This is a genomic window from Vibrio sp. 10N.261.52.C2, from assembly GCF_041471425.1.
Taxonomy (GTDB): Bacteria; Pseudomonadota; Gammaproteobacteria; order Enterobacterales; family Vibrionaceae; genus Vibrio; species Vibrio crassostreae_C.
This window is the reverse complement of the sequence record NZ_JBFROH010000029.1, coordinates 1-12,942: the sequence shown is the minus strand read 5'-3', so window position 1 is coordinate 12,942 and position 12,942 is coordinate 1. Positions and strand designations below refer to the sequence as shown.

Sequence of the window (12,942 nt, the reverse complement as noted above, 5' to 3'; positions counted from 1 at the left end):
TCCATTACATCATAACAACATCAAACTGCTCTTGTATGTACAGAGGCTCAGCCTGGATTTTAACTTGCTTACCAATAAAGACTTCAAGCTCCGCAAGCGCATGAGATTCATCGCCCTCTAACGCCTCAGCTACGGCAGCTGCCGCATAGACCACAAATTTATCGGCGTCGTACGCACGATTCACTCGCGTGATCTCTCGAAGAATTTCATAACAAACGGTTTCAACTGTCTTCACACTGCCGCGGCCTTCACAAGCAGGACAGCTCGAACATAGGATATGCTCAATACTTTCACGAGTACGTTTACGAGTCATCTCAACCAACCCAAGCTGCGTGAAGCCATTAATATTGGTTTTCACACGGTCTTTGTCGAGCGCAGCCTCTAAAGAAGTTAGTACTCGCTTACGATGTTCCTCAGACAACATATCAATAAAGTCGATAATGATGATGCCACCTAGGTTACGCAGACGTAGCTGGCGAGCAATCGCTTGAGTCGCTTCTACGTTGGTGTTGAAAATCGTCTCTTCTAGATTACGACGACCAACAAACGCGCCAGTGTTGATATCAACCGTGGTCATCGCTTCAGTTTGGTCGATAATCAGATATCCACCAGACTTTAATTCGACTTTACGATCCAATGAACGCTGAATTTCGTTCTCGGTATCGTACATATCAAAGATAGGCTTATCACCTTCATACAGCTCAAGCTTGTCTGTCAGCTCAGGCACGTATTCAGAGGTAAACTCTTTTAGGTTTTCATATTCTAGACGAGAATCGACCTGAATCTTGCTCAGCTCAGTACCGACGAAGTCACGTAAGATACGTTGGCTTAAGCAAAGCTCACCATACAAACGAGTACGCGCCTTGTGCTTACCACGACGCTCTAATACTTTTAGCCATAATCGCTTCAAGAATGCGGCATCTTGTGCCAACTCATTTGAATCTGCACCTTCTGCTGCTGTGCGGATGATGAAGCCACCGTGTTCGTCACAGTAACGAGACACGACTTTTTTAAGACGGTTACGTTCAGACTCGCTGTCGATACGTTGAGATACACCAACATGACTTGCGCCCGGCATAAATACCAGATAACGAGACGGTAGAGTGATATCAGTGGTTAAGCGAGCACCTTTAGTACCAAGAGGGTCTTTGACCACTTGCACCACAATGTCTTGCCCTTGACGGACAAGCTCTGAGATATCACGAACCTGAAATTGTTTCTTTTCGTTTTCAGCGACACATTCAGTGTGTGGGACAATATCAGAGGCGTGTAAAAAAGCTGCTTTCTCAAGGCCTATATCCACAAAAGCCGCCTGCATTCCCGGAAGAACACGGCTTACACGTCCTTTATAGATATTTCCTACGATACCGCGTCGAGCATCTCGTTCGACATGGATCTCTTGAAGAGCCCCTCCTTCAATCATGGCCACACGAGTTTCACTCGGGGTCACGTTCAGCAACAATTCAGCACTCATGGTGCACCTCAGGTTAGTAATTATAAGAATTCTTGCAGTAGCTGGTCCGTTTCAAATAAAGGTAAGCCGACAACGGCGTAATAACTACCTTCGATTCGGGTGACAAAGCGTCCGCCCAAACCTTGGATCCCATAGCTACCGGCTTTATCGCATGGCTCCCCTGTTTGCCAGTATTGTTCTATTTCTTTTTCACTGAGGGGTTTAAACCATACGTCGGTAATAATGATTTCTGTTCTTTGTTTTTCTTCTGAAACCACAGAAACCGCCGTCATCACTTGGTGACGTTCATTCGCTAACTGAGTAAGCATGCGCTTAGAGTCAGCAAAATCGGTGGGTTTCTCAAGCACTTGCCCTTGGCTTACGACGACTGTGTCAGAACCAAGAACGACTATATCAGAGCCATGATCTACAGTATCAGAACTAGGAACGACATGCTGCCTTTCAGAAGGGTTATCTTTCAATAAAGACAACGCAGCTAAAGCTTTATCTAAAGATAGTCGCTTAACATATTCTTCGGCGGTTTCTTGAGCGTGTTTACACTCTTCAACATCGGTTACGAGGACAGAAAACTCATAACCGAGTTGAGATAGCAATTCTTTGCGGCGTGGAGAGCCGGATGCCAAAACTAAATGTTTCTTTTCCATCGTCACGCTACCTCACATGCCAATGGCGACGCACGCGTCTCATTAATAAAAACATCCAAGGCCAAAGTATACAGTTTATCAATGCGCTCCATAACGATAACGGATTGAAAACAACATCTTGGATCAAATATTCACCAAAGAAGATCAACACCTCAAACAAGACCGTTAACGCGGCAATGATCATCGCTTGCTGCCATAACGCCATGTTACGAATGACGAGGAAGTTCATCGCAATAATGTACATCACTATTGCCATCATCATGCCTCGAATACCCAGAGTAGAGCCGATCAAAAGGTCCCACAATAAGCCTAAAATCAAAGCACTACCCACGTTAACACGATGCGGTAGAGCCAAAACCCAGTAACACGTAACCAGCAGTAACCAAGATGGTCTAAATAAATCTAAGCTACCAGGCCAAGGGATCGTCTGCAGAATCAGTGCTATTAAAAATGAGCAGAAAATTACTACCTTGCTTCTCAAAACGCTATTGGCCATCTTCGCCCTCTAACAATGCTTGTTCTATGCTCGATTGATCCGCTTGCATCTGTTTGTTTTCATCAGGCCATACAAGCAGCAGGTATCTGAGCTTATCGAACTCAACCACAGGCTCAGCTTTAATCACAGCGAACTCACGTTTCGGGTCGTAATCAACGGCCGTAACATAGGCGACTGGATAACCTTCTGGATATACCCCACCAAGACCTGATGTCACCAACAGATCTTCTTCTTGTATATCGGTACTGGTTGGAATGTGCTCTAGCTGGATCTCATCAATCATGCCATTGCCCGAAGCAATCACACGGATGTCATTACGAATAACCTGAACAGGAATCGCATTGTTTGCATCAGTGAGTAGTAATACACGACTATTATGAGCAGCAACGAAAGTGACTTGGCCGACAATGCCTTTTTCGTTGATCACCGGTTGACCTTCATACACCCCATCAATCTGACCTTTGTCGATCACGACTTGATGGCGATATGGTGAAGTGTCTACCGCCATAACTTCTGTGACGACTTTCTTCTCATCACGGATAAACGGCGAGCCTAACAGCTTACGAAGGCGCTTGTTTTCTTCTTGATATTGCTCAAGCAGAATCAGCTCGCTCTTCAGACGCAAGACTTCTCGTTTAATATTATGGTTAGATTCAATTAACCCTTTGCGAGTGCTAAAACGGTCGTAAACACCATCGAACATAGTGCGAGGCAAGTTGGCTGCATATTGAATAGGCGCAACCATGCTGTTTAATAGATAGCGAACATTTGAGAAAGCATCTAAACGACTATCAGCCAGCATAAGGCTGGCTGATAAAATTACAGCAAAAAACAGGCGCAATTGTAGAGAGGGACCTCTACCAAAAATTGGCTTCATTCTATATTTGGTCCTAGAGCTACATTTGATCCTATAGACAAGGTCCTAGGCTCTTTACATAAAACTAGATAAGAAAAGAGCCTAACACTAGATATTATTCTTCGCTGAACAGATCGCCGCCGTGCATGTCGATCATCTCTAGAGCTTTACCGCCACCTAGAGCAACACACGTTAATGGCTCTTCTGCAACAACAACAGGGATACCTGTTTCTTCTGTTAACAGACGATCAAGGTCTTTAAGCAGTGCACCACCACCCGTTAGTACCATACCGTTTTCTGAGATATCAGAAGCCAGCTCTGGTGGACACTGTTCAAGTGCAACCATCACTGCAGATACGATGCCAGATAGAGGCTCTTGAAGTGCTTCAAGGATTTCGTTTGAGTTTAGGCTAAAGCTACGAGGCACACCTTCAGCAAGGTTACGACCACGTACTTCGATCTCTTCGACTTCATCGCCAGGGTAAGCTGAACCGATTTCGTGTTTGATCTTCTCTGCTGTCGCTTCACCGATCAAGCTGCCGTAGTTACGACGAACGTAGTTGATGATCGCTTCATCAAAACGGTCACCACCAATGCGAACAGAAGACGAGTAAACCACACCGTTCAGTGAGATAACCGCAACTTCAGTAGTACCACCACCGATATCAACAACCATTGAACCTGTTGGCTCAGAGACACGTAGGCCAGCACCAATCGCAGCAGCCATAGGCTCATCGATTAGGTAAACCTCACGAGCACCAGCACCTAACGCTGATTCACGGATAGCACGACGCTCAACCTGTGTTGAACCACAAGGTACACAAACCAAAACACGAGGACTTGGTTTAAGCACACTGTTGTCATGCACTTGTTTGATGAAGTGCTGAAGCATTTTTTCCGTTACGTAAAAGTCGGCGATTACACCGTCTTTCATTGGACGGATCGCTGAGATGTTACCAGGCGTACGACCAAGCATTTGCTTAGCAGCGTGGCCAACAGCAGCGACACTCTTTGCAGAACCCGCACGATCTTGGCGAATAGCGACAACTGAAGGCTCATCAAGAACAATGCCTTGGCCTTTTACATAAATAAGGGTATTGGCTGTACCTAAATCAATCGATAGGTCGTTTGAAAACATGCCACGAAGTTTTTTAAACATATTCTTCGCTCATCCTGCAAGAATTAGAAGACAAAAATTGCACTAAATGTACCAATGCCTTGCTGTTACGGCAAGGCATTGAAGTGCAAACATGGACTGAAACCCGCAATTTCTTACAGATTCCTAACTTAAGGGGCAAAAATTATATTATTACTGACCTGTTAAGCCACTTTCACCTCGGTAGATCACACGATCGTTACCGCGGTAGATACCAAATGTGACGACGGTGGAGGGATCTTCATCACCCAGTTGGCGCCAGTTGTAACGTAGCCATGGTTGATCTTGATCACTGCCACTACATGAGATGTTATTCCCGCCATCGCTATCAGGCTCAGAGTCATCCATTCTTAACCACAGACGAACTTGCTCACGTGGCGCGTCTGTTCCTGCTGGCGTATTTTGATTTGCTGTGACCTCTTCTTCTCCATCATCCACATTCCCACTACCGTTAAGTGAAACTAAAGTGGTTGCCGCCCCTTCACTGTGCCAAATAACTTGTTTACAAGTATTAGCCCCATTGAAGGTACTGCGGTCATCATCCTCGTTAACAATAAACTCGCTGCCATCCCAGAACTCAGCGCGCAATGGAATAGTTAGAGTAGTATCAGAATTACCACCAATATCATCTAGCACCATTCGACCATAACGAGCTGGAGGCTGGACCGGAAACTCGACAGAATCAGTCAAAATATCAGAGTCAGTAAATGAAACAGGATCAACTCCTGCAACAGTCAAGCCAAAGTGGGTAATAGTGGAGTTAGCATCTGAAGTATTAAACGGTGCATCTCTGCGGCTAACGTCATCCAAATCCGTAACTCGCTGAAGAACTGCGGCACTATCGTTCAACAACCAATGCTTACGATCAGTAGACCAAGTGCCTGCCTCAGTATCCAGCAAGAACCCATTATCGACAGCTGTATCATCTAGAACACCAAAACTGGCTTGTAGGCTCGGGGCAAAGAATTGATAGTTGTTAAGCGCGTTACCAACACTGCTTTCACCTGATGCCATTGGGTATACCTGATGAACGGTTGAGTCATAAGGTTGGTCTAAGTATGCAATATCACTTTGATTTGTAACATTCCACTCAGGGTCACCTTGCATGAAGTATTTGGGGTAAAAACGGCCGATAGTTTTAGACCCAGTGACACCTGAATCACCATTTGGAGGGGCAATGGTGCTATAAAAGTTACCCGTTTCAATTGCAACCAATTCAAAACTTCCTACCTCTGAGTAGGTTAACCCATCAAGTTGGTACCCACCATTTGACTGATCACTAATTGAAATACTCGGAGATATCGTGTCGGGCATCAAATAGCCAAGTACACCCTCACTTGGTGTGTCTAAATAATGGGAAACACTGATCGAAGCTTGAGACACAAAATAATTCGAAGGAACACCTACATTATTTGAACATACGGAATTTACATTAGCTCCGGTAATCATGGGTTTCACGTCCACATCAAAGCTCTCCCCCGCTGCAACAAAGCCACTACTACTGGATTCTGTACTCGTTCCACTTGAATCGCTATCAGTACATACAGCAAACTCATAAGGTTTAGATTTGACAACAAAGCTACCAACCAACCCCGAACTTGCGGAATCAGGCTGTTCATAAATAGGACACCCTTCAATTTCAGAACAATCAAAGCTAGGATCATTGATAACTACATTAACTTGCCCAACATTGCTCCAATTTACTTCAGTTGTAGCACCACCATTATCAAAATTTAGATCTGTAACTGAGAAGTCATCAAGTGATCCATCTTCAGGGGTAGGCATTTCAAGAAAGTAATCTTTAGAAGCATCAAATGATAAGTTTTTAGTATAGCCATTTACTGGGCTAACAACGCCTTGATCACAAGCTTGAGCCGTCACCTCTACCACTAACTCTTGAGAGTCTTGAGCTGCATTCATATGTATTTGGCTTGGGCTTGTATCAAACTTATAGGGCACATAAAAAACTTGTGTCGATGTTGCGGGCTCTGAATCGTAGACTCCCCCAACACTGAAACTACCAACCGTATCAGAGTCTAAATACAAGGTTCGAATGCCACCATCAAACGTATAATCCGGAGTTTCACACGCATTGTTAGCTTCACCCTTACACCATCGCGTTCCCGTTGGGGTTACCGTCGCTTCAAACTGCTCATTAGAGTCGACCAATTCGCCATTCTCTTCTAGGCGAAACTCAACCGGAATTCGCTCACAGGTTAGGCTATATAATTGTTGAGGTTCTACAACCAATAATCCTTGCTGTACTGGGGGTTCACAAGAATAATCAGGTTTGATTATCGTTACACCATTATCAAGCACGGCGACTCTCGCTGTCACGGCACCATGAATAGCTGTCTGATTTAAATCTACAGTATCTGCGAGAATAAATCCTTTGAAAGTAGAGTTCCCAACGTCAAATATGACCTCACCTTTAGGAGCGTATATAATGGGATAAGCGAAGTCAGATTGTATATCAACTGCCAAGTTAAACTTCATACGTGTTATCACATTTATTTGAGAGTTGCCCTCAAAGGCATATACCAAATCTCCTGCATCATGCTCATAATTATCAAAGGTCACCGTGGAATTATCAGGAAAAACCAGTTCTACACCCGCCCCTCCACTAACTTTAACATCTGAGATATAACTGTCTTCATCTAAGACGATTCGAACTAGATTATAATCATTCCCCTGCTTGTTGATAACGAGCTTAGACAAGTTACTCTCAATGAAAACATCTATTGTTTCACCGTTAATTTGGTAAGAACATATCTCTGAGTCCGCTCCGCAGCTCTGCAAAATATCCGAAGCCTTGCCCGTAATGGTTAAACTTTCTGATGGATTTTTTTCTGCAATAGAGGTTACGTAACTGCCTTTAATCTTTCTTAATTCAAGTTGGCTATCATTATTACCAACATCACATTGATGTTCATCACACACTGGAAAATTATAAATATGATAAAACTCACTCGCATCATCAAAACCCAATAATAAAAAGTCATCTTTTGTTGTCCATTTATCATTAAAGAGCTCATAGCCTTCAGAGACCTTTTTTAAAGATTGATTGATATAGTTATTAGACCAGCCGCTAAATTTTGTTTGCTGGCTGGTAACCGTCAATGAGCTATTCACACCAGTCCAACTCTGAATGGGCTCGGGAAACAAGTTACACACGTTGGCAACAGGAACCACCTCAGGTAACTCAAACGCAAAGTAACCCACTTCTTCCGGAATATGCGTGCGGTCTCTAAAGTCCTCATCTACAACAAAGCTAACTTGGTTCGTGTTAATGTTACATCGACGTAGCCAGCCTCCGTGTCCACCAGCCCTCTCTTGTTTATTAGCTATGATCCCGTCAATATTCGTTAGAGAGGTGGTAGCATACTTATCCTCACAGCCATCCAACATTGGGTCATTACCGCTTTGACTTGGCGTATCATACCCTCTTGCAAATTGAACCTTAAAACCATCAACATCAAGGTTAGTATTGGTGGCTAACGTCGCTAAAAACGCGATCTTCTCATCGTCATAATCATCGTTACTGCGGTGAGAAGCACTTAGCTCCAAAAACAAATCAATGTATGACGTTTCATCGGTTCGCCTAACCTTGCCAGAGGTCATCCATTTATCATTGTTATTTCGAGTTTGAATTTGATGCAATACCACCGGATTAGAAGAAAAGCCAGCTCCGCCAAAATCGCTATAAAGGACTCTATCATTACTATTTGAGCCTGATTTAGCACTGGCTGCATCGGTGTTCAAATAACCCGCTATGACTTCATGGCCATTAAAATCGGCCACACCGGGCTCAATCGCAAGGTAACTGACTTCTGTTATCGGTTGGCTATCTAAATCTGAACCACCGCCATTCTTTGGCGCCTTAATCTGCTTGATGGTCGCTTCGGTTTTGCTTACCTCGGTAACCATTAACGTTGCAGGAGCATCCGCGTCAGGGGCACTTGAATCAATGGTTGGCATCACAAACACCAGTGGCGTGTTGGTATAAGACTGAGTCAGTGGGATCTTACATTCTCCACCAGAGCACTGAACGATACCAAATTCATACTGAGCATCGTTTGAATAAACCGGCGGTGGCTCGATATCCGAGCTGTCACATTCTAGTTCAGTACTGTCCCCACTATTAATATCGACGCTTTGCGGGTGAATACCTTTAAAGTCTGCGGGGTAATTGCCTAAAAAAGTAAAACCCTGCCCATCGTCAACGTAGTAGTCTGCGGTTCCGGCATCATTTCCCGCTCCCGGCTGATAAATCAGTTGAACACTATAGTCTCCCCCACCAACCATGTAACGAGGATCGCGAATAAAGGGCGTATCTCCCACCGTAGGCTCATTAATATCATTGGTCCAGATGGTGTATTCCGGGCGGTTATTTCCGGGCTCTTGCTCTGCAAACACAGATTCAACAAGCTGGGCGGAATTGATATTAAATGATATTTTAAATTCACCGCTCGGATCTACGTTACAAGTCGACGCTGTCGCGATCAAAGGGAATAGGCAGAAACAGGCAACTAAAATATATCTACATGCTTTCATCGTATTGACTCCTTCACCCAAACTTCTTGAATACGCTGAACTTGGTTGATACCTGAGCCACAAACGGCTGTTGATTCAATTTTGAAAAAGCCAACACCATCTAACACACCAATTTGTTGGCAAGTTAGTTGATCCACAGTACAGATAGTCGACATACCACTACTCACTTGGCTTGAGTTTAAGTTGCTACACACAGTGCTCACACTCGTTGAAACCGCAGGCGAAACAGTCAAAGGATAAACTTGGGTAAGTGCCCACTCATTAGCGGAGTGTGCTAATAGCCAAGCCTGTGTTCCAAGTTGTTTGCGGGTCAATGTATCGTGATTTGACCACTGGACTTGCACCAGAGAAGTCGCGAGGAAGCCCATCACCACAATAACAAATACTGCGACGACCAAAACACTGCCTTGTTGGGATGATTTACTATGGCGCATTAAGTACCTGCACATCTTGTTGGTAAACACTTACTTCATTGTTTTGCTCAAGTACAAGATCGATGTGAATTACACCACCTCTTTGTAGGCTTGGCTCTTCGTAACGAAAATTACTTTCAGAATAATTGATGCTATCCGCAACGGTAACTCCATTACGCTGGATTAGACCTTGATTTTGAATAGTATCGTTCACTAAACAGTAACTCACTGGAGCACTATCACTGTCATCGTAAATATAATGACGTTTAGCAATAGATTGACTACTCAAACTTACCGAAGAAGCGGTAAACACATTGCTCGTTGAGACTAACCCCGATACAGGAATTCGCTTAGTTGAACCAGCCACCAACTCCGAGTACGCGGTTGGGTTAATAATAAGGAAATCATCTTCATCGAGTATTGGGGAGTCTTGGCCGATAATAAAATTAAGTTCATCTGTCGCTTCATCAAGGTGATAAAAGCCTGAGTACTTAATAGCGTAAAAGGTAAGACATTTTTGAGCAAAAACCGAAGCCGGAGCAATACTCGAATCAAAACTGTTAGGGACCGCGTGACTGATTTCTCGCGACATTTTCTCAACAACAAACTGCCCTTTTACTTGCACCTTTTGTCTATCGATAGTGTCGACATAACCTTTCATGCCGTATTCAACAAAACCTGCGATCGCTAAACCAATCACACCAACGACGACAATCGTTACAATCATCTCAATTAAGGTAAAACCACGTTGCTTCATCAGTAGTTCCCCTTGTAAGCGATAACGCTGTAGCGGTTGTTGCCACCAAAGATCTGTAACTCAACACGCTTCATCGTGCCAATTGTGTTGTCATCAATTCCGTCCATGTTGCCATCGTAAAACACAGATACTTCCACCCGAAAATTGGCATAGCTATCATCTATCTGTTCATCAAGTATATTGGCTAATTCATTCGTAGTACTCGACAGGCAGGCGGATTCAGTCGCAGCCGTATACCAGCAACCAATATAGTCGTCCACGTCATTAAACGTTGCTGGCTTACCTTCTTGTTCACCATCATCAATATCAACCCCAAGCTTGTCGGGATCAGTGCAACCACTATATTCAAAATCACCACAACGCATTACCCCTCCGTCAAAGTCACTATTATGGTCAAAGCCACGTGCCAATATTTGATTCATCAAACTCTGGCCTAAAGCTACTGAGCGGTTTTGATATTGAGGGTCAGCGGAGCCCGCCACTTGAGGAGCTAAAAAACTAGTAATCGTGACCATAGCAACGCCCAATACGATAATCACCACAATACTTTCAATAAGAGTGAAGCCACGGGAGCGCATCATAAACATGCTCCCTCACGCACGTAACCTTGAGAATTAATACAAACTTGTGCGCTATTATTTGAAGAAGTAGAGTTAATAGTAATATTCACTCCAGCACTTACTGAAGGGTTCCCCAATAAATCAAAGTCGATAACAGTATTCGCTGGAGAAAACGTTATGTCTGATATACGTACATAATCACTACGCGCATCGGCTTGTGACTTTTGAGCGCTGTTCGATAGATTTAAACTGCAAGCGGTGACTGAACCTAAACAGTCATCATTAATAGCAAGGCGAAAGCTATCATTAGCAGCGGAAACATTCGATTGCATTCGATTGACTTGGATTTGGCGAATAACAGAGGTAGCTTGTTCTTGCGCAGTAAAAGTGGAATAGCTAGAGGTACCTACGAAGCGGCTCGCGGCAAAGGTAGAAACAATACCGAGGATAATGATAACGATGATCAGCTCTACTAGAGTAAAGCCTTTGGGTGTGGGGCTGTTATCCATAATGAGCCTCTAACTGCCAAGCGAATACTGATTATACAAGATAATGAAGATATCGATCTTATGTATATGAATAGTTTTAATATTTATGAGCGATAGGAAGAAAAAGGCCGACAAAAGCCGGCCTAAAATCTAGATAATATTCACTGGAGATTATAAGCCACAGTTTCCATCGGCACCATCAACAATCAATACAGTCGCAGGCGTATTCGCATCAATAGCTGCTGTATACTGAACACATTGCACAGTGTATCCGTCTATACCAATGTCAATAGTAGTATTTGTAGGGTCAGTTGCATCATCTTCAGAGCTATCTAAAACCACGAACTCATTTGATACATCTAAGGTTTGCATGATACCGCCTTGGTTAGCAGTTTCATCGTTAACAGCAACAGGGTAACCAAAACTATGTGCTATACCTTCAACTACAGTACCTGGATTATCATCAGTAAAAGCAGTATATGTTGTAGCTTCAATGCCGTTGATTGCCGCTTTACCATAAGAGATCCCCATGGCTCCTGCTACAGCCCCACGTAAGCCCTCTAATGTTGCAGTGCGAGCATCATCTTGCAGGTTTAGGAAACGCGGTGCCGCAGTTACAGCAAGAATACCTAGAATAACAATTACAACCACTAGTTCGATTAGGGTGAAACCGCCTTGTCTTTTCATAGTTAAGCTCTCTCTATGTTTAATTTTACGCAGACTTACTGCAAAGTTACGGTCACACGACCAGTTTTCATTTCGTAAACAAATTCATGCTCGGTACTACCTTCTAATTGAACGTAAGTACAGGTTGCATCACCTGAATTCGCTTGCGCTGAATATTTGTAATTTGAGTCATTAGCGATATCTGAAACCGCACCAACTTTAGGTGGGTTTTGCAGCAAGTTTTCCATCAACTCAGAACATGTTTCATCTGAAATATCTTGTGGAGCAGTGCTCGAATTATTGTTCAGAGTCCACGGATAGCCATCACGAAAGTCGGTCTCGACGTTGTTACTGTTTTTTGATCTTGTTAACCAAAAATCAACACCATCATAGTTTACAGTATTGTATGTTTCAACACCTATCTTCTCTGATGGCCTAGCCTCTGCTTCCCACTGTGCTCTTGCTGATAATACTGCGGTTGCAAAACCACCAGCCACGCCTTCAATACTGGATTTTTTAGCCTCATCTGTCACATCTAAGAAGCGGGGTAAAGCCGCCACTGCCAATAAACCAACGACAACAATTACGATGACTAATTCGACAAGGGAGAAACCCTTTTGATTTTTAAGCATTTTCTACCTACTCATCTAATTACTAACGCGCATTATACATTTGCACACGTATAAAACCATAAAAACAGTGTCAATATTCTCACAAAGCCAAAATATTGGCTTTTACACTAAACCTTTCGCTTTCAAGTAATATATCTACCTGATATTTATCAGAATAATGATAACTACAGTGAAAGTGTATGTTATCACTTTTATCTTCAACACTTGGAGAGCTTAGCCCTAAAATGGCTTTGTTGCGTAATTAAA

12 protein-coding genes and 1 pseudogene are annotated in these 12,942 nt (G+C 43.5%); all 13 read right to left on the bottom strand.

Going from position 1 to position 12,942, the window contains the following annotated elements:
* Positions 1-4: 4 nt before the first annotated feature.
* Positions 5-1,474, bottom strand: a complete 1,470-nt coding sequence (gene rng / locus AB4307_RS11285; RefSeq protein WP_017061363.1) for a ribonuclease G — start codon at positions 1,472-1,474, stop codon at positions 5-7.
* A 20-nt stretch (positions 1,475-1,494) separates the two neighbouring features.
* Positions 1,495-2,118 (bottom strand): Maf family protein, encoded by a 624-nt coding sequence (locus AB4307_RS11280; protein ID WP_017066953.1) that lies wholly within the window; start codon positions 2,116-2,118, stop codon positions 1,495-1,497.
* Positions 2,119-2,125: 7 nt separating this feature from the next.
* Positions 2,126-2,614 carry a rod shape-determining protein MreD gene (gene mreD / locus AB4307_RS11275; protein ID WP_017061361.1) on the bottom strand — a complete coding sequence of 163 codons (489 nt, stop codon included), beginning with the start codon at positions 2,612-2,614 and terminating at the stop codon, positions 2,126-2,128.
* Positions 2,604-3,491: a rod shape-determining protein MreC gene (gene mreC, locus AB4307_RS11270; RefSeq protein WP_004735927.1), complete on the bottom strand. Its 888-nt coding sequence runs from the start codon at positions 3,489-3,491 to the stop codon at positions 2,604-2,606. The genes mreD and mreC overlap by 11 nt, the downstream gene beginning before the upstream one ends.
* Positions 3,492-3,585: 94 nt before the next feature.
* Positions 3,586-4,629, bottom strand: coding sequence for a rod shape-determining protein (locus AB4307_RS11265; protein WP_017062957.1), 1,044 nt, complete (start codon positions 4,627-4,629; stop codon positions 3,586-3,588).
* Between the two features lie 150 nt (positions 4,630-4,779).
* Complete coding sequence (locus AB4307_RS11260; protein ID WP_372131927.1) at positions 4,780-9,180, bottom strand: DUF6701 domain-containing protein; 4,401 nt, start codon at positions 9,178-9,180, stop codon at positions 4,780-4,782.
* On the bottom strand, positions 9,177-9,614 hold the full coding sequence (locus tag AB4307_RS11255; RefSeq protein WP_372131925.1) for an MSHA biogenesis protein MshP: 438 nt from the start codon (positions 9,612-9,614) through the stop codon (positions 9,177-9,179). The genes AB4307_RS11260 and AB4307_RS11255 overlap by 4 nt, the downstream gene beginning before the upstream one ends.
* The gene (locus AB4307_RS11250; protein ID WP_372131923.1) at positions 9,604-10,350 is read right to left on the bottom strand and encodes a prepilin-type N-terminal cleavage/methylation domain-containing protein; all 747 of its coding nucleotides are present in this window, start codon (positions 10,348-10,350) and stop codon (positions 9,604-9,606) included. The genes AB4307_RS11255 and AB4307_RS11250 overlap by 11 nt, the downstream gene beginning before the upstream one ends.
* Positions 10,350-10,931: a type IV pilus modification PilV family protein gene (locus tag AB4307_RS11245; protein WP_372131921.1), complete on the bottom strand. Its 582-nt coding sequence runs from the start codon at positions 10,929-10,931 to the stop codon at positions 10,350-10,352. The genes AB4307_RS11250 and AB4307_RS11245 overlap by 1 nt, the downstream gene beginning before the upstream one ends.
* Positions 10,928-11,419 (bottom strand): prepilin-type N-terminal cleavage/methylation domain-containing protein, encoded by a 492-nt coding sequence (locus AB4307_RS11240; RefSeq protein WP_372131919.1) that lies wholly within the window; start codon positions 11,417-11,419, stop codon positions 10,928-10,930. The genes AB4307_RS11245 and AB4307_RS11240 overlap by 4 nt, the downstream gene beginning before the upstream one ends.
* Positions 11,420-11,569: 150 nt before the next feature.
* Positions 11,570-12,085 (bottom strand): type II secretion system protein, encoded by a 516-nt coding sequence (locus AB4307_RS11235; protein ID WP_372131917.1) that lies wholly within the window; start codon positions 12,083-12,085, stop codon positions 11,570-11,572.
* A gap of 35 nt (positions 12,086-12,120) precedes the next feature.
* Positions 12,121-12,696 (bottom strand): prepilin-type N-terminal cleavage/methylation domain-containing protein, encoded by a 576-nt coding sequence (locus AB4307_RS11230; RefSeq protein WP_372051215.1) that lies wholly within the window; start codon positions 12,694-12,696, stop codon positions 12,121-12,123.
* 79 nt (positions 12,697-12,775) lie between these two features.
* Positions 12,776-12,928, bottom strand: a pseudogene (locus tag AB4307_RS11225) (MSHA biogenesis protein MshF); the annotation flags it as partial.
* Positions 12,929-12,942: the final 14 nt, after the last annotated feature.

Coding starts and splice junctions, on each gene's coding strand:
- AB4307_RS11280 (WP_017066953.1), bottom strand. CDS start 2,118: ATGGAAAAGAAACATTTAGTTTTGGCATCCGGCTCTCCACGCCGCAAA.
- AB4307_RS11265 (WP_017062957.1), bottom strand. CDS start 4,629: ATGTTTAAAAAACTTCGTGGCATGTTTTCAAACGACCTATCGATTGAT.
- AB4307_RS11245 (WP_372131921.1), bottom strand. CDS start 10,931: ATGATGCGCTCCCGTGGCTTCACTCTTATTGAAAGTATTGTGGTGATT.
- AB4307_RS11230 (WP_372051215.1), bottom strand. CDS start 12,696: ATGCTTAAAAATCAAAAGGGTTTCTCCCTTGTCGAATTAGTCATCGTA.
- rng (WP_017061363.1), bottom strand. CDS start 1,474: ATGAGTGCTGAATTGTTGCTGAACGTGACCCCGAGTGAAACTCGTGTG.
- AB4307_RS11240 (WP_372131919.1), bottom strand. CDS start 11,419: ATGGATAACAGCCCCACACCCAAAGGCTTTACTCTAGTAGAGCTGATC.
- AB4307_RS11235 (WP_372131917.1), bottom strand. CDS start 12,085: ATGAAAAGACAAGGCGGTTTCACCCTAATCGAACTAGTGGTTGTAATT.
- AB4307_RS11255 (WP_372131925.1), bottom strand. CDS start 9,614: ATGCGCCATAGTAAATCATCCCAACAAGGCAGTGTTTTGGTCGTCGCA.
- AB4307_RS11250 (WP_372131923.1), bottom strand. CDS start 10,350: ATGAAGCAACGTGGTTTTACCTTAATTGAGATGATTGTAACGATTGTC.
- mreD (WP_017061361.1), bottom strand. CDS start 2,614: ATGGCCAATAGCGTTTTGAGAAGCAAGGTAGTAATTTTCTGCTCATTT.
- AB4307_RS11260 (WP_372131927.1), bottom strand. CDS start 9,180: ATGAAAGCATGTAGATATATTTTAGTTGCCTGTTTCTGCCTATTCCCT.
- mreC (WP_004735927.1), bottom strand. CDS start 3,491: ATGAAGCCAATTTTTGGTAGAGGTCCCTCTCTACAATTGCGCCTGTTT.